Source organism: Euzebya sp. (assembly GCF_964222135.1).
GTDB lineage: Bacteria > Actinomycetota > Nitriliruptoria > Euzebyales > Euzebyaceae > Euzebya.
Map to the genome: position 1 here is coordinate 15,459 of NZ_CAXQBR010000101.1, position 23,263 is coordinate 38,721.

Annotated in this window: 24 protein-coding genes and 1 pseudogene; 10 read left to right on the top strand and 15 right to left on the bottom strand. The window is 74.1% G+C overall.

Annotation, left to right across the window (positions count from 1 at the left end; genetic code table 11):
- Nucleotides 1-17 precede the first annotated feature (17 nt).
- Both ACEQ2X_RS22180 and gnd read left to right on the top strand, forming a co-directional pair.
- Entirely contained in the window at nucleotides 18-386 is a 369-nt protein-coding gene (locus ACEQ2X_RS22180) for a LysR substrate-binding domain-containing protein (RefSeq protein WP_370328064.1), read from the top strand.
- A 90-nt stretch (nucleotides 387-476) separates the two neighbouring features.
- Nucleotides 477-1,922: a decarboxylating NADP(+)-dependent phosphogluconate dehydrogenase gene (gene gnd / locus ACEQ2X_RS22185; protein ID WP_370328065.1), complete on the top strand. Its 1,446-nt coding sequence runs from the start codon at nucleotides 477-479 to the stop codon at nucleotides 1,920-1,922.
- A 68-nt stretch (nucleotides 1,923-1,990) separates the two neighbouring features.
- Here gnd and ACEQ2X_RS22190 read toward each other — a convergent pair whose 3' ends face one another.
- From ACEQ2X_RS22190 to ACEQ2X_RS22250, 13 genes are all read right to left on the bottom strand, one after another.
- Entirely contained in the window at nucleotides 1,991-2,863 is an 873-nt protein-coding gene (locus tag ACEQ2X_RS22190; protein WP_370328066.1) for a cytochrome c oxidase assembly protein, read from the bottom strand.
- Nucleotides 2,857-3,228, bottom strand: a complete 372-nt coding sequence (locus tag ACEQ2X_RS22195) for a hypothetical protein (RefSeq protein ID WP_370328067.1) — start codon at nucleotides 3,226-3,228, stop codon at nucleotides 2,857-2,859. The genes ACEQ2X_RS22190 and ACEQ2X_RS22195 overlap by 7 nt, the downstream gene beginning before the upstream one ends.
- A gap of 10 nt (nucleotides 3,229-3,238) precedes the next feature.
- Nucleotides 3,239-5,800, bottom strand: a complete 2,562-nt coding sequence (locus ACEQ2X_RS22200) for a cbb3-type cytochrome c oxidase subunit I (protein ID WP_370328068.1) — start codon at nucleotides 5,798-5,800, stop codon at nucleotides 3,239-3,241.
- Nucleotides 5,801-6,748: a cytochrome c oxidase subunit II gene (gene coxB, locus ACEQ2X_RS22205; RefSeq protein WP_370328069.1), complete on the bottom strand. Its 948-nt coding sequence runs from the start codon at nucleotides 6,746-6,748 to the stop codon at nucleotides 5,801-5,803.
- A 146-nt stretch (nucleotides 6,749-6,894) separates the two neighbouring features.
- Nucleotides 6,895-7,323, bottom strand: a complete 429-nt coding sequence (locus tag ACEQ2X_RS22210; protein ID WP_370328070.1) for a hypothetical protein — start codon at nucleotides 7,321-7,323, stop codon at nucleotides 6,895-6,897.
- A 46-nt stretch (nucleotides 7,324-7,369) separates the two neighbouring features.
- On the bottom strand, nucleotides 7,370-8,206 hold the full coding sequence (locus ACEQ2X_RS22215) for a TIGR02587 family membrane protein (protein ID WP_370328071.1): 837 nt from the start codon (nucleotides 8,204-8,206) through the stop codon (nucleotides 7,370-7,372).
- Between the two features lie 264 nt (nucleotides 8,207-8,470).
- Nucleotides 8,471-9,190 (bottom strand): glycosyltransferase family 2 protein, encoded by a 720-nt coding sequence (locus ACEQ2X_RS22220; RefSeq protein ID WP_370328072.1) that lies wholly within the window; start codon nucleotides 9,188-9,190, stop codon nucleotides 8,471-8,473.
- A complete protein-coding gene (locus tag ACEQ2X_RS22225; RefSeq protein WP_370328073.1) occupies nucleotides 9,187-9,759 on the bottom strand; it encodes an SAM-dependent methyltransferase in 573 nt (190 codons plus the stop codon). The genes ACEQ2X_RS22220 and ACEQ2X_RS22225 overlap by 4 nt, the downstream gene beginning before the upstream one ends.
- Entirely contained in the window at nucleotides 9,759-10,508 is a 750-nt protein-coding gene (locus ACEQ2X_RS22230; RefSeq protein ID WP_370328074.1) for a PIG-L deacetylase family protein, read from the bottom strand. Before ACEQ2X_RS22230 ends, ACEQ2X_RS22225 begins: the two co-directional genes overlap by 1 nt.
- On the bottom strand, nucleotides 10,501-11,526 hold the full coding sequence (locus tag ACEQ2X_RS22235) for an acyl-CoA dehydrogenase (protein ID WP_370328075.1): 1,026 nt from the start codon (nucleotides 11,524-11,526) through the stop codon (nucleotides 10,501-10,503). Before ACEQ2X_RS22235 ends, ACEQ2X_RS22230 begins: the two co-directional genes overlap by 8 nt.
- A gap of 72 nt (nucleotides 11,527-11,598) precedes the next feature.
- Entirely contained in the window at nucleotides 11,599-11,865 is a 267-nt protein-coding gene (locus ACEQ2X_RS22240; protein WP_370328076.1) for a hypothetical protein, read from the bottom strand.
- Between the two features lie 159 nt (nucleotides 11,866-12,024).
- On the bottom strand, nucleotides 12,025-13,080 hold the full coding sequence (locus ACEQ2X_RS22245; RefSeq protein ID WP_370328077.1) for a hypothetical protein: 1,056 nt from the start codon (nucleotides 13,078-13,080) through the stop codon (nucleotides 12,025-12,027).
- Entirely contained in the window at nucleotides 13,077-13,832 is a 756-nt protein-coding gene (locus ACEQ2X_RS22250) for a sigma-70 family RNA polymerase sigma factor (protein ID WP_370328078.1), read from the bottom strand. Before ACEQ2X_RS22250 ends, ACEQ2X_RS22245 begins: the two co-directional genes overlap by 4 nt.
- Nucleotides 13,833-14,044: 212 nt before the next feature.
- On the opposite strand from ACEQ2X_RS22250, the gene ACEQ2X_RS22255 reads away from it, so the two are divergent.
- Nucleotides 14,045-15,280 (top strand): DUF2254 family protein, encoded by a 1,236-nt coding sequence (locus ACEQ2X_RS22255; protein ID WP_372530585.1) that lies wholly within the window; start codon nucleotides 14,045-14,047, stop codon nucleotides 15,278-15,280.
- A 60-nt stretch (nucleotides 15,281-15,340) separates the two neighbouring features.
- On the opposite strand, the gene ACEQ2X_RS22260 is transcribed toward ACEQ2X_RS22255, so the two are convergent.
- Complete coding sequence (locus ACEQ2X_RS22260) at nucleotides 15,341-16,345, bottom strand: DUF4397 domain-containing protein (protein WP_370328080.1); 1,005 nt, start codon at nucleotides 16,343-16,345, stop codon at nucleotides 15,341-15,343.
- 97 nt (nucleotides 16,346-16,442) lie between these two features.
- A complete protein-coding gene (locus ACEQ2X_RS22265; protein WP_370328081.1) occupies nucleotides 16,443-16,853 on the bottom strand; it encodes an LCCL domain-containing protein in 411 nt (136 codons plus the stop codon).
- Nucleotides 16,854-16,983: 130 nt separating this feature from the next.
- On the opposite strand from ACEQ2X_RS22265, the pseudogene ACEQ2X_RS22270 reads away from it, so the two are divergent.
- From ACEQ2X_RS22270 to ACEQ2X_RS22300, 7 genes and pseudogenes are all read left to right on the top strand, one after another.
- Nucleotides 16,984-18,236: pseudogene (locus ACEQ2X_RS22270) on the top strand (GTP cyclohydrolase II).
- Complete coding sequence (locus ACEQ2X_RS22275) at nucleotides 18,233-19,432, top strand: DUF1688 family protein (protein WP_370328082.1); 1,200 nt, start codon at nucleotides 18,233-18,235, stop codon at nucleotides 19,430-19,432. The pseudogene ACEQ2X_RS22270 and the gene ACEQ2X_RS22275 overlap by 4 nt, the downstream one beginning before the upstream one ends.
- A 20-nt stretch (nucleotides 19,433-19,452) precedes the next feature.
- Entirely contained in the window at nucleotides 19,453-20,028 is a 576-nt protein-coding gene (gene upp / locus ACEQ2X_RS22280) for a uracil phosphoribosyltransferase (RefSeq protein WP_370328083.1), read from the top strand.
- 18 nt (nucleotides 20,029-20,046) lie between these two features.
- The gene (locus ACEQ2X_RS22285; protein WP_370328084.1) at nucleotides 20,047-20,601 is read left to right on the top strand and encodes a TIGR03086 family metal-binding protein; all 555 of its coding nucleotides are present in this window, start codon (nucleotides 20,047-20,049) and stop codon (nucleotides 20,599-20,601) included.
- 50 nt (nucleotides 20,602-20,651) lie between these two features.
- Nucleotides 20,652-20,933 (top strand): DUF2470 domain-containing protein, encoded by a 282-nt coding sequence (locus tag ACEQ2X_RS22290; RefSeq protein WP_370328085.1) that lies wholly within the window; start codon nucleotides 20,652-20,654, stop codon nucleotides 20,931-20,933.
- A 136-nt stretch (nucleotides 20,934-21,069) separates the two neighbouring features.
- Entirely contained in the window at nucleotides 21,070-22,557 is a 1,488-nt protein-coding gene (locus ACEQ2X_RS22295) for a DASS family sodium-coupled anion symporter (protein ID WP_370328086.1), read from the top strand.
- On the top strand, nucleotides 22,554-23,261 hold the full coding sequence (locus tag ACEQ2X_RS22300) for a succinate dehydrogenase cytochrome b subunit (RefSeq protein WP_370328087.1): 708 nt from the start codon (nucleotides 22,554-22,556) through the stop codon (nucleotides 23,259-23,261). Before ACEQ2X_RS22295 ends, ACEQ2X_RS22300 begins: the two co-directional genes overlap by 4 nt.
- Nucleotides 23,262-23,263: the final 2 nt, after the last annotated feature.

Here is a 23,263-nt window from a genome sequence, read left to right on the forward strand (position 1 = left end):
GGTCGGGGCGCGCATCCATGCCGGTCATCGCAGATCGATTCGCGGACGGCATCGCCGGGAGTAGCGTCGTCGCCGCCGACCACCGGCTCGCGGGCCGCGACGCGGTGTCGATCGACGACCTCGCCGACGAGCCGATGCTGCGCCACGAGGGTCCCCAGGCGCGGCGGTGGGACGCCTTCTGGAACCTCGACCCGCGACCCGACGGCTCGTCGGCCAGGTGGGGACCGGTGGTGCACACCCTCGAGGAGAAGCTCGAGTACGTCGCCGCCGGCCAGGCGGTGGGGGTGATCGCCGCCTCTGGCCGAGCTGCACGCCCGCCACGACGTGCGGGCAGTACCCATCGAGGACTCGCCGCCCTCCACCACGATCGTCGCGAGGTGCGATGACGCGCGGCAGCGGGGTCGGCGCCACCCGCTCCGCGACGCGCTCGTGGACGCGCTGCGCACGACGTCGCCGGATGGGCGAGACTCCTCCCCATGGCTGCTGACATCGGGTTGATCGGGCTGGCCGTCATGGGCCAGAACCTCGTGCTGAACATGGCCGACCACGGGTTCGACGTGGCGGTGCACAACAGGAGCGCGGAGGTGACCCGGGCGTTCCTCGACGGTCCCGCCGCCGGGAAGTCGATCACCGGCCACGACGACGTGGAGGGGCTCGTCGCCGCCCTCGAGCGGCCCCGCAAGGTCATGCTGATGGTCAAGGCCGGTGACGTCGTCGACACCGTCATCGACCAGGTCGCGCCCCTCCTCGACGAGGGCGACGTGATCATCGACGGGGGCAACTCCCTCTACACCGACTCGATCCGGCGGACCGAGGCGCTCGCCGACCAGGGCATCCACTTCGTCGGCGCGGGGGTCAGCGGGGGTGAGGAGGGGGCGCGCACCGGTCCGTCGATCATGCCCGGCGGTGACGTGACGGCGTGGCCGCTCGTCCGCGACATCCTCCAGTCCATCGCCGCCGACGCACCCGACGGCCGCCCGTGCTGCGACTGGGTGGGACCCGGCGGTGCCGGCCACTTCGTGAAGATGGTCCACAACGGCATCGAGTACGGCGACATGCAGGTGATCGCCGAGGCCTACGACCTGATGCGGTGCGCCGGCATGTCCAACGCCGACATGGCGGCGACGTTCCGGACCTGGGACGACGGCGTGCTCGACAGCTTCCTGATCGAGATCACCGCCGACATCCTCGCCCACACCGACCCCGACACCGGCGAGGCGACGATCGACGTGATCCTCGACGCGGCCGGGCAGAAGGGCACCGGCAAGTGGACGGCGATCGCGGCGCTCGACGCCGGCCAACCGCTGACGCTCGTCTCCGAGGCCGTGTTCGCCCGCGTCGTGTCGGCCCTCGTGGACCGGCGGCAGGAGGCCGCGGAGGTCCTCGCCGGACCGCACCGCGACCTGGACGCCTCCGCGCTCGACCTGGACGACCTCCGCGATGCCCTGTACGCCTCGAAGATCGTCTCCTACGCCCAGGGCTTCATGCTGCTCGCGGACGCGAGCGACGCGCACGGCTGGGACCTCGACCTCGGCCGCATCGCGAGCCTGTGGCGGGAGGGCTGCATCATCCGCGCCGTGTTCCTCGACGACATCACGGCCGCCTTCGACGACGACCCGTCGCTGTCCAACCTCATGCTGGCCGACACCTTCACCCAGGCGCTCGCCGCCGCGCAGGACGGCTGGCGTCGGGTGGTCACCGCCGGCGTCGCCGCGGGGATCCCCCTGCCGGCGTACGCGTCCGCGCTCGCGTTCTACGACGGGATCCGCTCGGCCCGCACGCCGGCGAACCTGATCCAGGCCCAGCGCGACTACTTCGGGGCCCACACCTACGAGCGGGTCGACCGGCCGCGCGGGGAGTTCCTCCACACCGACTGGACCGGCCACGGCGGCGACGTGACCTCGGGGTCCTACACGACCTGACCGTCGGCGCGGCCGTGCAGTCGTGACCGGCACGCAGTCGTGACCGGCACGGTGTGTCGGTAAGCCCGTCAGGTTGACGGGCCTTCCGACACATCGACGGGGCCGCGGGGCATCGCCGGCGCCGCGGGTGCCGCGGCGCGGTCGGTCTCGCGCATCCAGGCCGCCAGCAGCGACAGGACCGCGCCGACGTGGATGGCGCTGGCCGGCACCCACATGATCACCCCGGCCAGCTTCTGGTCGGCGAGGTGGCTGAGCCCCCAGGCCGCCGTCGTCGTGGCGTACCCCTCGTACCAGGGCGCGGAGGCGAAGACCATCAGCGCCGACAAGAGGATCGTGGGGAGGGCGGCGGCGAACACGAGGAACATGCCCTGCCCCCGATCGACCCGGTGGCGGCCGCGGACGCCGACCGCGACGGACCAGAACACCAGGGCCGTGCCGAAGAAGCTGACGTGCTCGAGGACGTGGACGACCTCGTGGCGGAGGGCCGCGTCGTACAGCCACGCGGCGTGCCAGGTCCACAGCGCACCCACGTAGAGGAGCCACGCCACGGCGGGCCGCAGCACCGCCCGCACCCGCGGGGTGCCCAAGCGCAGCCGGACCCGCACCGCGGTGACCCCCCGGCGCAGCGCCGGCGGGCTGCCCCGGACCAGCACCACCCCCGGCCGGCTGAGCGCGAACGCGGGGGCGGCGACCCCGACGAGCAGCACGTGCTGGACCATGTGCGCCGACGCGAGCGCGCCGGACATGGCCTCGAGCGGGGACACCCGCGCGACGAACCCCGCCGCGAGCCCGACGGCGACCGCGGCGGAGCGCCACCGGGGCGGACGTCGGCGACGCCCGGACAGACCGCGCGCGTACGCGCCTCCCGCGGCCAGGAGGCCGACGACGACGAGCGGGTCGACGGACCACGCCGTCCAGACGGCAGAAGGGCTGGTCAGCACGGCCGCAGCCACAGCACCGGCGCGGCGGTCGCGATGATCGCCAGCGCGAACAGGCCGTCGAGGCCGATGCCGACGAGCAGGAGCACGTCGATGCTCGGCTCCACCTCCGGCCGGTACGTCCAGGTCCTCCGCGCGGCGACCCCCGTCGCGACGAGCGCCCCGGCCGTGGCGGCGACGACCGCCCACCCGAAGGCCGTGAGCCCGAGCCACGCCGGTCCGGCCGCACCGACCTCGCACACCACCTCGGCGAGCAGGTACACCGCCATGAAGTGCCCCCACCACAACGACGGCCCGGCCAGCAGCGCGATCCAGACGGGGCGGGAGGTGGGGGTCACCACCTCGGGCTCGGGCAGGGGTCCGCTCATGTCAGGTCACTCATGTCAGGTACGGCCCGAGGTAGTCGGTGCCGATCCCGATCAGCCACACGACGACCATCACGCCGTAGAACCGCGTGACGTTCACGACGTGGGCGTGGCGGCGCTCGGAGTAGTGCCCCCGCAGCGACCAGACCAGCGTCATCGCGCAGGCGATCAGCGTCCCGGCGGCGACGGTGACGACGAAGCCGCCCAGGGAGAAGACGATCGACCCGTACGCGTGGTCGCTCGGCCCGAAGGGCTGGCCGGCGAGGTCGATGCACAGCAGGGCGACGGCGGCGGCGCCGAGACCGAGTGCGACCGCCACGCCGGTGCGCAGACCGGCCTGGTCGCCGACGCGGATGCGCCGCAGGCCGCGGTGCATGGCCAGGCCGCCGGCCACGGCCAGGGCCGACGTGGCTGCGGCCACAAGCAGGTCGGGACGTGGCAGGCCGGTCGGGGGCCACGCCGGCGCGTCGAGGCGCAGGTAGAAGTAGCCGAGGAGGAAGCTGGTGAACGCGATGCCGACGAACAGCGCGGCGACGGCCGTGCCCCAGCTGGCCACGACGACGCTGCCGCCGGCGCGGACGGGCACGCCGTGCTCGGTCTCGAAGGCGATCTCCTCCTCCTCGGTCATGGGGGCGGGGACCGGGCGGTTCCAGGCGATCACCGCCACGACGATGGTGAGGACCGACGGCACCACGGCCCAGCGGATGCCGGTCAGCTCGGCGGTGAAGATCCCGAGCGTGCCGAAGGCGGCGATGAGGGGCCAGATCGACGGGTCGGCCACCCGGAAGATCTCGACGGGCCTGCCGTCCGCGGTGCCGACGATCAGGGCAGCACGCCACCGGAGGGGCCAGCGCGCCATGCCCTGGACCAGCCCCTCGGTCGCGGTGTCGCCCTCGTGCAGGTCGTCCTGGTCCCACAGCGGGTGGCGGCTGTGCACGATCGGCGCGACGGACCAGCCGTGCTCGCTCGGGGGGGAGGGGACCGCCCACTCGAGGGTGTCCGCTCCCCAGGGGTTGGGTCCGGCCTCCTCGCCGTGGCGGTAGCTGCGCCAGACGTTGAGGATGAACAGGCCGATGCCGGGGACGATGATGAACACCCCGATGGTGGAGATCAGGTTGTAGATGTCCCAGCCGGTGCCCTCGGGGTAGGTGTAGACCCGCCGCGGCATGCCGAGCAGCCCGGCCACGTGCATCGGGAAGAACGCGACGTTCACGCCGACGAAGAGCAGCCAGAAGTTCCACCGCCCGAGCCGCTCCCCCAGCACCTTGCCGGTGAACTTGGGGAACCAGTAGTAGACGCCGGCGAAGATCGGGAACGCCACGCCGCCGATCAGCACGTAGTGCAGGTGGCCGACCACGAAGTAGGTGTCGTGGGCCTGCAGGTCGAAGGGCACCGCGGCCACCATGATCCCCGTGATCCCGCCGATGACGAAGATCACGAGGAACCCGACGACGAACAGGAACGGCGTGTTCCAGCGCGGCCGGCCCTGCCAGATCGTGGCGACCCACGCGTAGATCTGCACCGCCGCCGGGATGCCGATGACCATGCTGGCGGCCGCGAAGAAGGCCAGCACGATCGGCGGCAGGCCGGTGGCGAACATGTGGTGGGCCCAGAGCCCGAAGGAGAGGACCGCGATGGCCACCATCGCGCCGACCAGCCACCCGTAGCCGACGATGCGTCGGCGGACCATCACCGGCAGGACCATCGACACGATGCCGGTCGCCGGGAGGAACTGGATGTACACCTCGGGGTGGCCGAAGATCCAGAAGAGGTGCTGCCACAGCAGCGACGAGCCGCCCTGCTCGGGGTCGAAGAAGTTGAAGTCGAACCCCCGGTCGAGCTCGAGCATCAGGCTGCCGACGATCAGCGGCGTGAAGGCGAAGAGGATCATCACCGACGTGATCAGCATCGCCCAGGCGTAGAGGGGGATCCGGGTGAGGGTCATGCCCGGTGCGCGCATCTTGAGCACGCCGATCACGATCTCCATCCCGGCGGCGATCGCCCCGACCTCGGCGACGCCGAGGCCGAGCACCCAGAAGTCGAGGGCCTTGTCGGGGGAGTACTCGAGCAAGCTGAGGGGCGTGTACGCGAACCAGCCGGCGTCGGGCACCAGCTGGAAGAGCGTGCTCGAGTAGTACAGCAGCCCGCCCATCAGGAACGTGTAGTACGCGAACGCGCCCAGGCGCGGGAACGGCATCTCCCGCGACCCGAGGATCAGGGGCAGCACCATGATGGCGAACCCCTCGAAGATCGGGAGGATGACCAGGAACATGGTCACCGACCCGTGGTTGGTGAACAGCTCGTTGTAGAGCTGGGGGCTGATCAGGTCGAGCTCGGGCCAGGCCAGCTGCACGCGCATGAGCAGCGAGTCGAAGCTGCCGCCCAGCAGCAGGAAGAAGAAGCCGGTGCCCATCAGCCGCAGGCCGATGACGTCGTTCTGGACCGACTTGATCCGCCCGATCAGCCCCGGTGGGTCGGCCCACAGCCGGTCGAGGGTCTCGTGCGTCTCCGGCTCCGCCGCCGCGGGGGAGCTGGCGGTCCGGCGCGCGTCGTCGGCGCGGTCGTCGTCTGCCACCTACTCCAACCCCTCCAGGTAGGCGACGAGCGCGTCGAGGTCGTCGTCGGACAGCGGGCTCGACGGCATGTCGACGCCCTCCTTGAACGCGTCGGGGTCGTGGATCCAGTCCCGCAGGAGCGCCGGCTCGTTCGCCAGGGTCCTCGCCGCGATCGTGTCGCGGCTCGCGAGGTGCGTCAGGTCGGGGCCGCGGTCGCCGTCGACCCCGTCGACGCCGCGGATCGTGTGGCACTCGACGCAGTTGGAGCCCCGCAGCACGTCCTGGCCGCGCTGGGCGGTCGCGCCCTGCGGCGGGGCTGCCGGCTCGGCCTGGGCCGCCAGCCAGGCGTCGAAGTCCTCCCGCGGCTCCGCACGGGCGACGAGGCCCATCCGGGCGTGCTGCAGACCGCAGAACTCCGCGCACTGGCCGGGGTACTCACCGGGCTCGTCGGCGATGACGACCAGCGAGGTCGGCCCGTCGGGCAACATGTCGATCTTGCCGGCGAGCTGCGGGATCCAGAAGCTGTGGATCACGTCGGCGGACGACAGGCGGAACTCGACGCGCTCCCCGACGGGCAGGTGGACCTCGTTCGCGGTGGTCACACCGGCCTCGGGGTAGCGCACCTCGAACCACCACTGGTGCCCGATCACCTCGATGACCAGGTCCCCCTCCTCGGCCTCGGGGAGGGCCTGCATGCCGACCAGCGTCAACGCGAAGGTGATGCCGATCAGCACCGCCGGCTGGACGACGCCGGCCCCCACCAGCCAGACCCGACCGCTGCGCCGCCCGTCGTCGAGCGGGACGCCCTCGTCATCGGCCTCGCCGCGGCGGCGGAGGGCGAGCGCCAGCGCCACGGCGAACACGACGAAGGCCGCGGTGCCGAGCCACAGCATCCACCACCACAGGTCCTCCATGCCCCGCGCGACCGGGCCGGCCGGCAACAGGGTGGCGAGGACGTGTGGGATCACCTCGGCGCGGTCCCGGGACGGGGCCGTGTCTCACATGGCGGTCGCACGCGCGCTCCTCGTCGGCGTCCGCGCGACGATAGGCAGACCGTCGGCGGGAGGTCAACGACTCCCTCGCGCGCCCGGGCCCGCCGCAAACCGGTTCTCCGTCAGGGCTCGTGCCAGCCGACCACGCCGACCTCGACCTGCTCGCGGGCCGGCGACCCGTCGAACACCAGCCCGACGGTGCCGGTGCCCCCGGCGGTGACGTAGTCGATCTCGGCGGACACCGTCGACCCGGGGTCGCCCGAGACGTGCCCCTCGACCTGCACGGCGGCCCCCGCCCTCCCGCCGGTGTTGCGCACCTCCACGAGGACGAGGTGCCCGTCACCGGCCGGCACTACCTCGACCACCGACGCGGTGAACGCGGGCGGCTCGTCCCCCCGCGTCAGGGCCGTCACGACCAGGCCGGCGAGCACCACGAGCACGATCACGAGCCCGACGCCCGCCATCGCCCACTCGAGCGGCGGGGTGCCGGCGTCGAAGCGGACCGGGTCGCGGTCGGTGCCCGACACCTCCTCGGCGTCGCCCGTGCTCACCGCCCGACCTCCTCCGGCCTATCTGCGACCACTCGCCAGCTCGTGGTCACAGGATCACCCGGGCGGCGGCCGCGCCGAGGGAGCCGGGGACGGCGAGGACGACGACCTGCAGGACGACCGTGCTGAGGGGGACGGCGTCGGTCCGCCCGAACACCCACAGCAGGTAGGCGCTGATCGCGCAGGCGACCGCGTAGCCCACCACGGTGTAGCCGACGAACGTCGACCAGCCCGGGGCGTCGGCGCGGTGCTGGCCGGCGAAGCCCAGCAGGTAGACCACGGCGTGCATGCCCGCCAACGATGCGGCCATCAGGACCAGCGCGCGCGGATCGGCCACCCGAGCGGCGATCAGGACGACCTCCTCGGTCGGCGCGATCGAGACGTTCAGGCTGAGGGCGCCGACGGCCATCAGCAGCACCTCGTAGCCGTACCCGGTGGTGCCGCCCGAGGCCCCCGGCCCGTGCACGAAGTGGCTGCGGGCGATGGCGGCGCCGACGCTGGTCGGGACGGACTGGACGGCGACGAGGGCCAGCCACTCCGCCGGCGTCCGCGCGCTGTCGGTCACCCCGAGGAGGGTCAGCACCACCACCGACGTGAGGGCGCCGACCCCGTAGGCGACCAGCGCGTCCGCGATCACGTCGCGGAGCGGCAGGCCGCGCTCGTCGCGGAAGCCGAGGTAGCGGACCAGCACCACCAGGGCGGGCAGTGCGAGGGCGACGAACACGACGAGGCGCCACGGCGACAGGGTCAGCGCCAGATCCCACATCTCGAGCGTCATCAGCAGCGGGAGCCCGAGGATCAGCGCGCCGGCGACCGCGCGCGCCACACCGAGCCCCAGCTCTCGTGCACCGGGGGGCTGGACGTGCGGCTGGTCGGCGGCGCTCACGCGGTCACCCCACCCCGGGGCGGTGGCACACCACAACCGGCCGGGCGGCCGTGCCGTGACCCGCCGACCGCACGGATCGACTCCGCGCTCCCACCGATCGACTCCGCGCCAGCGCGGCGCAGGCCGCTGAGCAGGGACGACGCCCACGGATCTGTCGACCCGGTCCCCGCGCACCCCGTCTCCGGAGTCGATCCGTGCCCTGAGGGGCGTGTGACCGGAGTCGATCCGTGCCCAGGGGGGCGTGCGTCAGGAGTCGGGTCCTGCTCACGACGCCGTGCACCGGGCGGGCGGCGCCGGTCCGCCGCGCTGCAGACCGCCGAGGTAGCCGTGGAAGCCGCCGGGTGCCCGCGCGCGCACCCGCGCGCTGGTGCGCACCGTCAACCCGGGCCGGTGCGCCCGCGGACGGCCGGTGAGGCCGAGCACGTCCCAGAGGGCCTGGTCCTCGCCGACAGCCAGGTCGGGGACGCCGCCCGCCTCGGCGAGGGCATCGGCGCGGATCGCCAGGTTCGTGCCGTAGACCTCCGGGCCGCGGGACGGTCGCTGCCGCCAGGCGTGGGCCACGGCGGGTGGGCGGAGGTGGGCGTCGATCAACTCGATCCCGCCGGCGACCACGTGCGCCCCCTCGCCGGCCACGCGCAGGTGGTCGACCAGCCAGCAGCGGGGCACCGCGCTGTCGGCGTCGCAGAACACCAGCCACGGGTGTGCTCGCGCACGCTCGAGCGCCGCGCGGGCCCCGGCCTGCCGCGCACGGCCGACCCGCCGCGCGTCGACCTCGATGACCACGTCGTCGGCGGCGGCCAGACGGGTCGCGATGTCACCGCTCGCATCACGGCAGTCGTCGAGCACGGTCACGACGCGCACGGTCGTGCCCGCCCGCCGCACCGGCGCGGCGGCGCGCGCGACGGAGCGGAGGCAGCGGTCGAGCAGGTCCTCCTCGTCGTGCACCGGGACGACGACGGCGACCTCGCGGGGGTGGGCGTTCACGGCGATGTCCGGCGGAGCACGGCGAGCTCGTACCCGGGGGCGGCGGTGCGCTCGCGCAGGTCGAGGGCCGGGTGGGCGGCCATGCGGTCGTGCACCGCCTCGGCGGTCAGCGGGTAGTCCGTCTCGCCGGTCCAGTGGCAGGCCACGAGGTCACCGCCGGGCTCGAGGGACCTCGTCGCCGCGTCGAGCAGGTCGTCCAGGCCCGCGTCGTCGAAGTAGTAGGCGATCTCGGAGATGACGACCAGGTCGAACGGACCGGCCGGCCAGCCCTCGGGCAGGGTGGCCCGCTCGATGCGGACGTGGGGCAGGTCGCGGGTGCGCTCGCGGGCCTGCGCCACGGCCGCCGGGACCGCATCGACGGCGAGGAGCGCCTCGCAGCGCGCCGCGAGGAGGGTCGTGAGCACGCCGATGGCGCACCCCGCCTCGAACGCCGAGCGGTAGCGCCGGTCGCCGAGGACGCCCACGGTGGCGGCGTACTTGTCGGCCTCGTAGTCGCTGGTGGCGAAGTCCCACGGATCGGGGTCCTCGTCGTAGCGCGCGACGAACCAGGACGGGTCGATGCGCGGCATCAGAGCACGACCTCGACGGTCCGCTGGAAGCGGGCCAGGATGGCGGCCGGCAGGATCGGCTGGTCGGCGGGATCGGGGCCGTGGGGGTGGATCTGGCTGGCGAAGGCGCTGATCGCGCGGGCCTTCGCGAGCTGCGCGGCGGGGTCCAGCCGGTGCAGGCGCGCGCTGGTCCACAGCGGGGAGCCCGGCGCGGTCCAGTGCCACAGCCAGACGGGGTACTCGACGACGTCGGCGCCCACCGCCTCGACGGCCCGCAGGCCGGCTCGCGCGGCGGCCTCGTGGTCGGGGTGGCCGTCGCGGCGGTGCGGCACGGCCACGAGGTCATCCGGCCCGAGGCGCTCGACGAGGGCGTCCGCGAGGGCGTGCTCGTGGTCGGCGACCCCGCCGTCGGGCAGCCCGAGCCGGTCGATCGCCGTGGCCGGCACCCCGATCTCGGCCAGGGCCGCGATCGACTCCTCACGCCGCGTCGCGGCGAGGGACGCGCGGTCGACCCGGGTGGAGCCGGGGTGGGAGGCCTCCCCGTCGGTGACGGCGACGACCCCGACGTCCCAGCCGTCTCGGCGGAGCATCGCCACGCTGCCGCCGAGGGCGAGGACCTCGTCGTCGGGGTGGGGTGCGACGACGACGAGTCGGCGCGGCGAGCCCCAGTCAGCCGCCGGCAGCGGCTCGACGTCCAACCACGGGGTCCACTCCGCCTCCGGCGTCCCGCTGCCGGTCAGGTCCGGGCGGGCGGGTGCGACGTCAGCCACGGCCGCCCCCGGAGACGATGCGCCCCAGCGCCGCGAGGTCGCGGGTCCCGTGGTGCTGGACGAGGTAGACGGGCAGGTCGGCGGCCCGCCGGACGTGCAGCGGGTCCCCCAGCGCCAGGCCCGCCCCCACCGAGTCGCGGGCGAGGTCGAGCACCCGGTCCGCGGCGCGGGCCGCCGCGGCCCGGATGCGGTGGGCGAGCTCGCGGTGGTCCGCACCGGGATCGGCGTCGATGTCCCGTGCGGTGGCGGCGAGGAGCGCGCCGACGACGCCGACCTCCACCTCGATGGCCCCGAGGGCCGCGAGGCGGACCGGGTCGTCGTCCGCGTCGAGCCGCTCGCGGACGGCATCGCGGGTGCCGACGGCCGCGCCGTGCCAGACCGCCGCCACGCCGACGCCGCCGTGGGCGAAGCCTGGCCGGTCCAGGTACCAGCGGGGCGGTCCGACGGGTTCGGCCGGCGCGTCCTCGAGGACGGCGTCGACGGTGTCGCTGGCCGCCATGCCCGCCGGGACCCAGCTGCCGTCGGCCCGCCACCCCCCGGCGTCGACGAGGAACAGGCGGTAGCCGTCCGGCGCGTGGGCGGTGACGAGCGCGGCGTCGACGACCGAGGCACCCGAGCAGAACCGCTTCGCGCCGCGGAGCCGCCAGGTGCCGTCCGGGGACCGTCGGGCCTCCACGCGGCCGTGCGGCGGATCGGCCGCCCAGACCCCCAGGACCGCGTCCGGCGCCTCGACATCGGCCTCGTCGAGGATCGCGCGAGCGTCGAGGTGACCCTCCAGCAGGCGGGCGACGGACAGGTCACCCGCACCGGCCTCGACCAGCACGGCCCAGCGCTCGTCGGTCCGCCCGACCCCCGGTCGGGGCAGGCCATCGGCGTGGGGGCGGAGGCGGCGGACCCGGTCGATGGCGGCTGCGGCATCGGCCACCGGGCTGCGGAGGCGCCGCAGGGCGTCGACCAGGGCCTCGGCCGGCACGCGGGCGGCCAGGTCCGTGGTGGGGGGCGCATCGGTCAGCGACATGTGTGCGCCCTATCCCGCGCAGCCGTGGCGCACGCCCACCGGCTGCGTGATCACGTGCGGTCAGCCGTCCGGTCAACGAGGCCCGTCGGTGCGCTCGTCGGCGGTTCCCTCGGGGTCCATCGCCTCGGCGTCGGGCCCACCGGGCCGGTCCTCCGCAGGTCCGGCGTGGGAGCGGTCGACGTCCCAGGACGAGCCCGTTCCCCCCGTCAGCGGGCGGTCGGCCACGACCTCGCCGGGGGCGCCACCGCTCCCCCGCGGGGTCCTGCTGGCCACCGCGGCGGTGACGATGATCGCGAGCAGCACGATCCCGCCGACGACGAGGAGGATGGACCCGTCCATCACGCCACCCCTGCCCGCTGGTCCTCGCGGGGTGGCGGGGCCGGTGCGCCCCCGAGTCGTTCACCCATCGGTCGCTCCAAGTCGTCGACCTGCTGCTGACGCCCTACCCCGACCCGACGGCGCAAACCGGGACCGCCCCGGCCGATCGGCCACCCCGCATCAGCGGACCTCGAGCGTCCGCACGCGGTGGGCGGCCCGCCGGGGCGGTGCCGGTGCGTCGGGCAGCCGCAGCTCGATGCGCGGCAGCCCGACGCGGGTGACGACGGACTCGTAGAGCCGGGCGTGGCCCACCTCGAACGCCTGCTGGACGCGCTCGCGGTCCTGCGCGCTCGACACGAGGCGGCGGTGGTCCGGCGGGTTCGCGAGCATCGCCTCCAGCGCCGCGACGTCGAGCCCGTCACCGCCGAGCGGGATCGTGGCCACCGGGTGCTGGTCGGCGAGGACGCCGACGGGCGGGGCGAGGACCGGGACGCCGACGTCCGCCGCCAGCTCGAGCAGGCTCGAGTGCGTGACCCGCCGGTAGGGCAGCACCAGCGCCCGACAGCGGACCAGCTCGTCAACCACCTCGGGGGTGCGCAACGCGTCGTACGGGCGGATGTCGAGCACCTCGGTGTCGACCGACCACTGCCTGAGCCTCGCCTGGCGGCTCTCGTGGACCAGGACCCGCAGGCGGGCGCGAGCCCGGACGGCGGCACGGATGGCCGTCCGCCAGTCGAGCTGGTCCCCCAGGCGGCCGACGTGGCACAGCAGGTGCCGGCCGCTCGGGGTCGTGGCGCGCTGCCGCCGGGCGCGGTGCAGCGCGGCGCCGCTCAGCACCGGTCCGTGGGGGATCACCAGGGGTCGGGTGCCGATCCGCTCGGCCAGCTCGTCGGCGGCTCCGCGGGTGTGGGTGACGACCTGGTGGGCGAGATCCACGACCGCACCGAGTGCGTCCGCGGCGCCGGGTTCGGCCAGGTCCACGTCGTGCACGGTCGCGACGACCGCCACCCCGTCGCGGCGGAAGCCCTCGAGCACCGCCCCCAGCGGGGTGTCGGCGGCGCTCCGGCCGCCGAGGTGCGCGTGGACCACGTCCACGCGGCCGCGCTGGCGGTCGATCCAGTCGAGGTCGAGGGAGGGCGCGTCGCCGCCCGGGTGCCGGATGACGGCGGCGACGCGGTCCAGCCGGTCGACGTGCAGGCTGCGGGGTGGCAGGCAGAGGAGCCGGGGTCGGGTCACGTCAGGGTCACCTCCCGTGAGCGCAGCCGGTGGATGCCGCGCCGGAGCAGGCGGGACACCTGCATCTGGGAGCAGCCGATCGCCTCGGCGATCTCGAGCTGCGTCTCGTCGCAGAAGAAGTAGCGGTACACCACGGTGCGGACCTCCTCGGACAGGTGGGCGAGCCCCTCGTACACGTCCATGACCTCCTCCGGCTCGGGACCGCGGTCGACGGCCGGGAGCTGCTCCGACACGAGCCGCCCGCCCGGTGACTCGCGCAGGTCGATCGAGTCGGCTCGGTAGGCACGGAGCGCGGCCAGGCCGGTGCGGACCTCGTCCTCGCCGAGACCGGCGAAGTCGGCGAGCTCGGGCACGGTCGGGGCGCGCCCGTGGTCCTTCTCGAAGAAGGCGGTGAAGCGCTGCACCCGCATCGCGAGGTCCTTCGGGCCGCGGGTGACCTTCAGGTCCCAGGTGACGTCGCGGAAGTACCGCTTGACCGCCCCGTCGACGCTGCGGGCCACGAACGTCGACACGCTGGCACCGCCGTCGGGCGTCCAGCGCTCGATGGCGCCGAGCGCGGCGATCCGCGCCTCCTGGTAGCAGTCCTCGAAGGACTCCTCGGTCGAGATCAGCTTCCGCACGCGGCTCCGCAGCAACCGGTCGAGGCGCTCGAGGAGCTCCTCGAGGTGCTCGGGCCTGCCGGTGCGCTGGTGGCGGAGGACCAGCTCCGACAGGCTGACGCGGTCGGTGTCGGTCGGTGCGAGAGTGCTCACGTTTCCCCCTAGCGGATCGGGTAGACGAACCCACGCAGGGACAAGGCGTGACTAGTCGTGACCGTAGGCCCCCGCTCCGTGGGAGTCAACGTGTCCGTCAGCGGGGATGCCGAGGCGTAGACCGCGGCGGGGTCGGGGATGGGTTGGGGGTGCCGCCGACCGACGACGCACGACCGCCCGACCCCGTGCCCGGGCCCCGCCGTCGCGGGCGCGTGGCCGCGATCGCCGCCGAGCGGGGCCTGTGGGTCTTCCCGGCCCTCAGCCTCGTGGGCGGCGCGCTGCTCGTGCTGGTCACCCTGCAGGTCGACCAGGGGCTGCTGGCCGGGTCGCGGCTGCCCGGGCTGCCCCTCGACCTGGCGGCCGTGAGGGCGCTCGTCGGGGGCATCGCCGGCGCGTCGGTCACCGCCACGGCGGTGGTGTTCTGGGTGCGGGGGATGCTGGTGTCGCTGGCGTCGAGCCGGTTCGCACCGCGACTGCTCACCGGCCTGTTGTCCGATGCGTGGCAGACGGGCGCGACGGCGGTGATGACCGGCATGTTCGGGGTGGCGGCGACCGCCCTGCTCGGCTTCCCGGGCCCGGACGATCCCGCGGGCGTCCCGGTGCTCACCCTGCTCGTCGTGCTCGCCTGGACCGCGGTCGCCCTGGTGGTGATGGCGGGCATCATCGACGCGAGCGTCCGGGCGATCCACGGCGACCGGGTCGTCGACGACGCGGTCGAGCGCACGGCCGTCGCCGTGGACCGCACCATCGCTCGGAGGAGCGCCCCCGGCCAGCTGCCCGTCCCCGAGGAGGCGGATCCCCGCGCCTCCCTCCGCGCCGACTGCCGCGGCTGGGTCGTCGGCATCGACCACGACGCGCTGGTGGGGCGGGGGTGGCGCTGCGTCGAGCTCAACTGCGCGGTCGGCAGCTACGTGGAGGTCGGCACGGTGCTGCTGCAGGCCTGCCCGGACGAGGGGGAGCTGACGGCGCTGCGGTCGGCGATCCGCGTCGAGCCGGTCCGCCGGATGGACACCGACCCGACCGTCGGGCTCCGGGCGCTGGCCGACACCGCGGTGCGGGCGTTCACCGACTCGAGCCGCGACACGCCCACCGCGCTCGCCGCCGTCGCCAGCCTGTCGGCGCTGCTCACGAGGATCCTCATGCGCGACGGCCACCCGGTCGTCGAGCGCAGGGACGGGACGGTCGTCATCAGGCGGATCCGGTTGGTCCCCGAGGACCTCGTCGCGGTCGCGCTCGACCCGCTGCTCGCCTCTGACCTGGACGGCGCGACGATCGCCCAGGTGATCCGCCTGCTCGACTCCGCCCGCGAGTCGCTCGAGTCGGCCGGCGGCCGCCTCGATCCCCTGGAGGAGCACGTCAGGGTGCTGGTCGACGAGGGGCTCCACCGCGCCTCGCCGCGGGACCGGGAGCTGATCCTGTCCGCCGCACGGCCCTGGCAGACGACGTGACCCGACCGCCCGGGCACGATGCCCGGGCGGTCGTGGGGAGGCGGCCGGAGCCGCGGTCGGTCAGCTCGCGGCGGCCTCGAGCAGGGAGTCGCAGACCGCCAGCTCACCACCGAGGGCCAGCACCTCGTCGGGGTCGAGCCGGTCGATCTCCTCGCCGACCTGGGCGGGGAGCTGCCCGCAGTTCGGGACCAGCATGATCGGGCCGTCGGTCAGCACGCCGGCGGCGAGGGCGTCGGCGGACTCGTCCTGGCGGGCGAGGTAGACCACGTCGGCGCCGTCGGGGAACGCGCGCTGGCTGACGGCGATGGCGGTGTCGATGCGGCTGTCACCGGCCACGCGGCCGATCTCGCGGGTCGGCTCGGCGGGCGGGCCGTCGACGCCGAGCGGCACGCTCTGGGTCAGCGCGGTCAGGCTGCCGTCCTCCAGGGCGTAGACGGCGTAGACGATCGTGAGGGTGTCACCCGGGACGGTCAGGTCGAGGGGCCCGATCACCGCGTCGTCCGCGCCGCCCCCGGCCGGGACGACCGCGACCTCGTAGGTCCCCTCCGCCAGCTCGGCGACGGTCTCGTCGGGGTTCGACAGCTCGGTGATGGCGGCGGCACCGTCGACCAGCACGTCGACGGCCGGGGCGGCGGCGGTGTGGCGCACGGCGACGCGGCCGATCTCGTGGTCGACCGACGAGGTGTCGTTGACGAAGACGCTCAGGGTCGGCGCCCCGTCCGCGGTCAGGTGGGCGACGACGGAGGCGTTGACGCCGGCGGGCACCTCGACGTCCTCCGCGGCGGTCACGGGGTCGTCAGCAGCCGGATCGGCGTCGGCGAGGTAGACGGCCAGGTCGTAGGTGCCGGCGGGCAGCTCGATCGGGTCGGTGACCGTCCCCGGCTCGAAGTCCTCGAGGGCGAGGCCGCCGTCGACGTACACGTCGACGACCGCCTCGGGGACGCCGTGGACGACGCTGATCTGGGCCGGGTCGGCGGGGCCGGGGTCGTCCTGGGCGGTCGCCGGCAGCGCCAGCGCGGCGGTCAGCAGGGCGATGACGGAGATCATCGCGGTCCGGGTTCGCATCGGGGGTGGTCCTCCTGGGTCGGGGTTGCACACCTCCTTCGGAGCCCGGGCGACGGCGGATGGGATGGTTGCTAAGAAATGCTAATTCGACGCGAGGTCAGCGCACGACCGTGAACGACCCGGGCCAATCGGGCCAGTCGGCCGCGGTCACCCCGTTCGCCTCGCCCCCGTCGTAGGACGTCTCGCCGTCGGCGATGCGGATCGTCACCTCGCCCCCGTCCTCGACGGTGATGGCGCCCGCGTGGACGCCCGCGGTGCAGATCGAGGAGTCGTCGGTGTACGGGTCCGTGCCCCACAGGCTGCCGACCTCCCCCTGCGCGGGGCAGTCGACGGTGACGGTGGCCCCGATCTCCCCGCGGTACTCCGCCGCAGTCGTCTGCCAGGTGAGGTCGGCGGGCGGGTCGAGGCGGGGTCCGGTGGCGGTCGCGTCGCGCTCGCGCGCGTCGTCGGCGCCACCGCACCCGGTGGCGAGGGCGGTCAGGACGAGGGTGAGCAGCACGGCGCGCACGGGCGTCTCCGGTGTGGTCGGCGAGGTGGACGGCGGCGGAGTGTGCCGTCCACCCGCGCGAGCGGCGGCGGCCGTAAGCGAATCGTCCGAGGGGCTATGATCACCGACTTCGGCTCGACCCGGAGGTTCCATGGACCAACGCCCCGCCCCACGTCGGGTCAGGCTGACGTCCCACACCGCCGCGATCGCGACCAACCCGGTGACCTGGGGGGCGCCCACCGCCCGGGAGCGCGGCCCCATCGTCGCGGGGCCGCCGGACACCCCGGGGCGCAACGCGATCGGCGCGCACCACGGCGGCCTCAGCGTGTCCGGGCCGTCGCCGTCGCCGCCGGGGGGCTGGCCGCCGGCCACGTGCCCGACCTCACCGACACCGCACCCACCGACGTGCTCGGCCCGCACCCGCGGTGGGCCGACCCCGCGGCGATCGTGGCGCTGGACCCCTGGGGGGCGACGGTCGCGGCGGACTTCGCCGAGGAGCTGGCGGACGGCGCGCGGATCCAACCCACCATCGCCGTGACCCGCAGCCGCCTGCGACTGCCGGAGACCGAGGCGGCCATCGCGCTCGGGGCGCTCGACGCCGACGGCACCATCCTCCATGAGGACGGGTCGATCGCCGTCACCAAGGCGGCCATCGAGCCGGTCTGGTACCTGCCCGGCATCGCCGAGCGGTTCGGCGTGGACGTCCACACCCTCCGCCGGGTCCTGTTCGAGCAGACCGGCGGGATGTTCCCGGAGCTGGTCACCCGCCCGGACCTCGACGTGTTCCTCCCGCCGATCGGCGGCACGACGGTGTACCTGATCGGCGGCGCGGAGCGGCTGATGGGCGACCCGGTGACCGGCGAGAAGGCCCCCGTCACCGCCCGGGTGCACGACGAGTGCAACGGCTCCGACGTCTTCGGCTCGGACATCTGCACCTGTCGGCCCTACCTGATCCAGGCGTTGCACGGCTGCGTGCGCGACGCCCAGGCCGGCAGCGTCGGCGTGGTGGCGTACTTCCGGAAGGAGGGGCGGGCGCTCGGCGAGGTGACGAAGTTCCTCGTCTACAACGCCCGCAAGCGCCAGGCCGGCGGGGACGTCGCGGCGGAGTACTTCAACCGCACCGAGTGCGTCGCCGGCGTCCAGGACGCCCGGTTCCAGCAGCTGATGCCCGACGTCCTCGTGTGGCTGGGGATCGACCGGATCGAGACGCTCATCTCCATGAGCAACGCGAAGTACGACGCGATCGTCGGCGCCGGGATCGACGTCCGCCAGCGCGTCGAGATCCCCGCCGACGCGATCCCGGCCGACGCGATGGTGGAGATCGAGGCCAAGCGCGCGGCGGGCTACTACTCCACCCGCGGGGAGGCGGACCTGAGCGTCGCGGGTCGCCAGCTCGAGCGGTGACGGCTGCGGACGTCCCCGCCGCGGTCCGCGAGCTGCGGTCGGCCGCGGCGGTCCGGCGGCGGTGCACGGCCCTGTGGACCGCCGGGCTGGCCGGGGACCTCGGGCACCTCCGCATCCACGAGCGGGCGTGGCCGGCCGTGCTCGATGCGGTGGCAGCGCAGGTCGTGGCGACCCGCCCCGCCGGTCCGGTCCCGATCCACGGGCGGTTGAACCACCTGCGGGGGGAGGGGTGGGACCTGGCCGCCGACCTGGTCGCCCGCGCGGGCACGGCGCAGGTGGACGCCGTGGTCATCAGCGTGCTGCTGGACGCCGGAGCGGGATCGCGGTGGCGCTTCGAGGACCCGGTGACCGGGACGGTCCGCCGGTCCGAGGGGCTGGCAGTGGCCGCGCACCGGGCGCTCGAGGCGGGGGTCTTCGCAGGCGACGGGCGGGCGTACGGGGTTGACGCCGTGGCGCTCGCCGACCTGGACGTCGGTCGGCTCGCCGACGCGTTCCAGGTCACGGCGGACAACCCCCTGGTGGGCGTGGAGGGCCGGGCGGGCCTGCTGCGGGCGCTGGGCCGCACCCTCGTCGAGTCGGGCGCCGGATCGGTGTGGGAGCTGCTGTCGAGGGACCTGCTGGGTGGGCGCGGGACCGGGCAGGTCGCACAGGTGAGCGGGGAGGCGCTGCTCGGCTGGATCCTCACGGCGTTCGCCGATCTGTGGCCGGGCCGCCTGGACATCGGCGGGTTCAACCTGGGCGACACCTGGCACCACCCGCTCGCGGGTGGGACCTTCCCCACATCGGGCGTGGTGCCGTTCCACAAGCTGAGCCAGTGGATGGCCTACTCCCTGGTCGAACCCCTCGCATCGCTCGGCGTGGCGGTCGTCGAGGTGGAGGGGCTCACCGGCCTCGCCGAGTACCGCAACGGCGGTCTGCTGATCGACCTCGGGTTGCTCGAGGTCCGCGGCGGCCTGCGCGCTGACCCGATCCCGCCGGACCACCCGCTGGTGGTCGAGTGGCGGGCCTGCACCGTCGCCGCCCTCGACCACATCGCGGTGCACCTCGACCGCCACCTGCCCGAGGAGCGGCGCGGGCTCGGACTGGCCCAGATCCTCGAGGTCGGGACCTGGCCCCTCGGCCGGCGCCTGGCCGCCGAGCGCCGACCCGACGCCGCACCCCCCATCGCCGTCGAGTCCGACGGCACGGTCTTCTGACCCCGACGAAGCGAGGACCCGTGGCCACCATCTCGACCCTCCGCAGCGCCGCGGTGCGGCACTACCTGGACCAGCTGAAGGACACCGGCCGGGGACGGGCGACGTTCCGCGATGCCCTGGGCAACATCACGACGCTGCTCGTGGCCCACGCCCTGGCCGAGCTCGGCGACCCCGACGACGTGGTCTTCGTCCCGATCATCCGCGGCGGCCTCGGGATGGTCGAGGGAGCCCTCGCCGCCTCCCCCGGAGCGGCGGTCGGGCACGTGGGGATCTACCGGGACCGGACGAGCCGCGACGTGATCGAGTACTACTCGCGCGTCCCGGCCGCCGAGGGGCAGGTCGCGATCGTGCTCGACCCGATGATGGCGAGCGGCGGCACCATGCTCGCGGCGGTCGAGGCGGTCGAGTCCGCCGGCTACTCCGCCGTCGCCGTGGCCACCGTCGTCGCCGCTCGCCAGGGGTGCGACCTGCTCGCCGAGGAAGCCCCGGCGCTCACCCACCTCTTCACCTGCGAGATCGACGACCACCCGCCCGAGGTGGGGGCGCTCCGCAACGGCCTCGGCGACGCCGGCGCGCGACTGTACGGCACGGCCTGACCCGGCGATGATCTGCCCATGACCGACATCGCCGCCCGCTACCGACGCCTCGCCGCCCGCTTCACCGAGATCGCCGAGGCGGTGCCCGACGACCGCTGGGACGCCGCCTCCCCCTGCGAGGGGTGGACCGTCGCCGACGTCGTCGCCCACGTCGCCGACAGCCAGGTGGACTTCCTGTCCCGCCACGACCTCCTCGACGGTGCGGTCGACCCCGACGCCCACCCCCTCGCGCGGTGGGTCGCGGTGCGGGACCGGTTCCAGGCCGCCCTCGACGACCCCGAGGTCGCCGACCGGACCTACGACGGGTACTTCGGCCCCACGACGATCGGCGAGACCGCCGAGACCTTCTACACCGGCGACCTGCTCGTCCACGGCTGGGACGTCGCCCGCGGTGCCGGGCTCGGGCACCTGGAGTCGCTGCCGGCCGACGAGGTGGACCGCGTCCTCGCGTCGATGCAGGACCTGCCGGAGGAGGCCCTCCGGTCCGAGCAGGTGTACGGCCCGGCGATCGAGGTGCCCGAGGACGCGGACCCCCAGACCCGCTTCCTCGCGTTCACCGGCCGCCGCCCCTGACCGCACGGCGGGTCCGGTTCGACGGCTCCCGCACGGGGGACGGTCGGCCCATGAGCTACGACTCCGCCGTCGCCCACATGAACGACGACCACGCCGAGCACGTCCTGGTGATCGCCCAGGCCTTCGGCTCGGTGCCCCACGCGACGCGGGCGCGGATCGTGGCGATGGACGACGCCGGCATGGACCTCGAGGCCGAGGTCGAGGACGGCGCGACCCGCCACACCCGCGTGCCCTTCGACCCGCCGATCACCGACCAGACGGTGCGGGAGCGGATGGTCGAGCTGACCCGTCAGGCATCCGAGGCGCTGGGCAAGGACCTGGGTGAGACATGACGGGTGAGACATGACGGGTCCCGGCCCGAGGGGGTCGAGGGCCTCCGCGGGACCGGGACCTCCGGCCTGAGCCCGCGGGGGGCAGGAAGCCGATCCTGTCGACGTCACACCCCGTCGACAGAAGAGGAGCGCTCGGATGAGCGCCATCGACCCGTCCCCCCACCCGCTGCAGATCGCCACCCGGGCCCCCGAACCCGTCGCACCCGCCCCGCCGCCCGGCTGGCAGATCGCCCTCCGCTGGATCGTCCCGATCGGCATCGGCGCGCTGATACGCGTGTTCCCCGTGCCGGACGGCGTCGAGCCGGCCGGCTGGTCGCTGCTGGCGGTCTTCGTCGCGACGATCGCGGCGATCATCGCCAAGCCGGCCCCGATGGGCGTCGTGTCCGTCATCGGCCTCACGTTCGCCGCGACCGCCGGCATCCTCACGATCGACGAGGCGCTGAGCGGCTTCGGCAACTCGGCCATCTGGCTGATCGTCCTGGCGTTCTTCATCGCCCGCGGGTTCATCAAGACCGGCCTCGGCGCCCGGATCGCGTTCCTGTTCGTCAAGCTGCTCGGCAAGAGGACCGTGGGGCTGGCCTACGGGCTGGCCGCCACCGACCTGGTGCTGTCACCGGCGATGCCGTCGACGACCGCCCGCGCCGGCGGGGTGATCTTCCCGATCCTGCGGTCGCTGGCGAGCGCCTTCGAGAGCGAGCCGAACGACCCGAGCGCCACGCGGATGGGGTCCTACCTGACCAACTGCGCGATGCAGGTCAACGCCGTGACCGGCGGCATGTTCGCCACGGCCATGGCCGCCAACCCGATCATCGTCGACCTCGCCACCGAGGGTGAGGTGCAGCTGTCGTGGGGCACCTGGGCGCTGGCCGCGATCGTCCCGGGCCTGGTCGCCCTCGCCGTCCTGCCCCTCGTCATCCTGAAGCTCGACCCGCCCGAGGTCCGCGAGAGCCCCGGCGCCACGGAGTACGCGAAGAGCGAGCTGGCCAGCATGGGCACGCTCCGCCGCGACGAGAAGCTGATGCTCGGCGTGTTCGGCCTGCTCCTCGGCCTGTGGATGCTCGGCGACCCGCTGTTCGGCATGGGCGCGACGGTCGCCGCGATGATCGGGCTGTCCGTCCTGCTGGTGACCGACGTCCTCACCTGGGAGGACATCAAGGCCGAGAAGGGCGCCTGGGACACCCTCGTCTGGTTCGCGGTCCTGGTGACGATGGCCAAGTTCCTGTCCGAGCTCGGCGTCATCGGCTGGTTCTCCGACGTGATGAGCGGGGCGGTCGACGGCTTCGGCTGGCCCCTCGCCCTGGCGGTCCTGATCGGCGTCTACGTCTACGGCCACTACTTCTTCGCCTCGATGACCGCGCAGGTCACCGCGATGTACGCCGCCTTCATGGGCGCGGCCGTCGTCGCCGGCGCCCCGGCCTTCCTCGCCGCGATCGGCCTGGCCGTCGCCAGCAACCTGATGGGCGGCCTGACCCACTACGCCTCCGGCCCCGCCCCGGTGCTCTTCGGCGCCGGCTACATGTCGGTGGGCAAGTGGTGGACCGTCGGCCTGGTCTCGAGCATCGTCACCCTCGGGATCTTCGGGACCGTGGGGGTCGGTTGGACCAAGCTGCTGGGGTTGTGGTGACCGCCACGCTCACCCGCAGCGAGCAGACGGGGTCGGCCACGCAGCCGGCCCCGCCCCGGCCCAGCACCGTCCTGCTCAAGGTCGCCATGGCCGTCAGCGGCGTCGTGCTGTTCGGGTTCGTGCTCATCCACATGATCGGGAACCTGAAGATCTACCTGGGCGCAGAGGCGATCGACCGCTACAGCGCGTGGCTGCTCGACCTCCTGTACCCGCTCCTGCCCCACGAGGGGCTGTTGTGGATCATGCGGATCGCCCTGCTGGCGGCCGTCGTGGTGCACATGGCGGCCGCCGTCGTCCTCACCCGCCGGAGCCGGCGGGCGGCCGGCGGCGGACGACGACCCCGCGCGCGGTCCTTCACCGCACGGACCATGCCCGTCACCGGCATCGCACTGGCGCTGTTCATCGTCTTCCACGTCCTCGACCTGACCACCGGCACGGCGAACCCGGACTTCGTGCGCGGCGACGTCTACGCCAACGTCGTCGCCAGCTTCAGCCGCTGGCCGGTCGCGCTGGTCTACCTGTCGGCGATCGGGCTGCTCGGCAGCCACCTGCTGCACGGGCTGTGGAGCGCGTTCACCACGCTCGGCGCGACCGGGCCCCGGGTCCGCACCGCGGCCAAGTACGTCGCCGTCGGCCTCGCCGGGATCGTCGTGGTCGGCAACGCCTCGATCCCCGTCGCCGTCCAGCTCGGCCTGATCGGCTGACC